Here is a 1639-nt window from a genome sequence, read left to right as displayed (position 1 = left end):
CGTCCTGACCGTCCCCTGACGGCCCGCCGACCGGTTCCCGGTCGGCGGAGGGCCCCGCCCCACCGCCCGCTCCCGAACCGAACCGGAGCGGAGTGGGCCGAAGCGGTCGGGGGTTGACCTCCCTGAGTTTTCCGTTCCGTCACAAGCCAAGCCAGAGAAGGGAGTTCCCATGTCCGAGTGGGTGGCGTTGATCATCGCCATGGCGTCGGCCTGTGCCGTCGTGATGGCGGTGGTGGTGCTGAGGCAGCGCCGACCGATCGAGGAGAGCACCGACGAGACCCCGGACGTCATCGAGTACATCACGATGATGATCGGGGTGGTCTACGCGATCGTCCTCGGTCTCGCCATCGCGGGTGTCTGGGAGGCGCGCGGCGCCGCCCAGGACGACCTGTTCCGCGAGGCGCAGTCGCTGCGCGAGATCAGCGACCGCGCGGTGATCTACCCGGCGGATTTCCGCGACCAGGTCCGGGCCGACGTGGACGCCTACGTCTCGTACGTGGTGAACACCGAGTGGTCCTACATGCAGAAGACCGGTGGCATCACCGAGAAGGGCGACCAGCTGCTCCAGAAGCTCCAGAACGACATCGCCACCCGTTCGCCCGCCTCCGACCTGGAGTCGCAGGGCTACCAGCCGATCATGGACCGGGTCAGCCAGGCGTCCGAGGCCCGCAACTCGCGCGGACAGAACGCCGGGCCGACGATGCCCGGGGTGGTCTGGTTCGGCCTGATCGGGGGTGCGGTGGTGACCGTCGGCATGCTCTTCGCGCTCCAGATCCGGCGCACGCCGAGGGAGTTGGCGCTGGCGCTCTGCTTCAGCGTGCTGATCGCCTTCCTGCTGTTCATGATCTGGGACTTCGACAACCCCTTCTCCCGGAGCGTCTCGGTGACCACCCAGCCGTTCGAGGACCTCTTCCCCTCGCTCAACCTCGGCAGCTGAGCCGGTCTCCGGCCGCCGCTCGGCGGTCGCGGGCCGCTGCCTGCCGGTCTCCGGCCGCAGGGCGGATCCGGGCAGATGATCTTCGGATAATCTTGCCCGGATCGTCGGGGTCGGCCCCCGGCGGAGAGAACGAGGAGAACGTCAGCAGTGTCCGACCCGACGCCGGATCTCGGCGCCCACTTCCCGCCGGCCCGCCCGGAGCGCGCCTGGTGGTGGCTGCCGGCTTCGGAACGGCTCCGGCGGAAGAAGCAGCGCCGGGCCTGGGAGGAGTACCGGGAGCGCTACCGCAAGGAGGACCACGCCAAGGCCCAGCGGCGCAAGCGCGCCCGGGACGAGGGCGCGGACTGCTGCGTCGACGGCTGCTGCGAGTTCGCCGACCCCTGCCTGATCGCCCTGATCCCGGTGATGATGGTCTCCGGCGTCCGGTTCGCCCTCACCGGGGCGCGCGGTCGCCGGGCGGCCGATCCGTCCGCCCCCGCCCCGCGTGGGTTCGCGGCCGGGGTGCTGTACGGCGCGGTGCGCTACTACCGCGCCGAGGTCAGCCCCCGCCGTCCGGCCTGCTGCCCGTACACGCCGTCCTGCTCGACCTACGCGGTGCGGGCGCTGCACCGGCACGGTGCGCTGCGCGGGGCCCGGCTGACCGCCGGGCGGCTGCTGCGCTGCCGCCCGGGCGCGGGCGGGGCGGACCCGGTGCCGCCGCGC

2 protein-coding genes are annotated in these 1639 nt (G+C 71.9%); both read left to right on the top strand.

Annotated features, from left to right (window positions below; genetic code table 11):
* Positions 1 to 169: 169 nt before the first annotated feature.
* Positions 170 to 937 (top strand): hypothetical protein, encoded by a 768-nt coding sequence (locus ACFU6K_RS38525; RefSeq protein ID WP_380671256.1) that lies wholly within the window; start codon positions 170 to 172, stop codon positions 935 to 937.
* 147 nt (positions 938 to 1084) lie between these two features.
* On the top strand, positions 1085 to 1639 hold a 555-nt coding region (yidD, locus tag ACFU6K_RS38520; protein WP_380671254.1), incomplete at its 3' end, for a membrane protein insertion efficiency factor YidD.

Origin of the sequence: Kitasatospora sp. NPDC057512 (genome assembly GCF_042802135.1) — a bacterium.
GTDB lineage: Bacteria > Actinomycetota > Actinomycetes > Streptomycetales > Streptomycetaceae > Kitasatospora.
Note: the sequence above shows the minus strand (reverse complement) of the source record. Positions and strands in the feature narration are given on the sequence as shown.

What these genes read in the sequence shown, in the direction of transcription:
- ACFU6K_RS38525 (WP_380671256.1), top strand. Translation starts at nt 170, where the DNA reads ATGTCCGAGTGGGTGGCGTTGATCATCGCCATGGCGTCGGCCTGTGCC.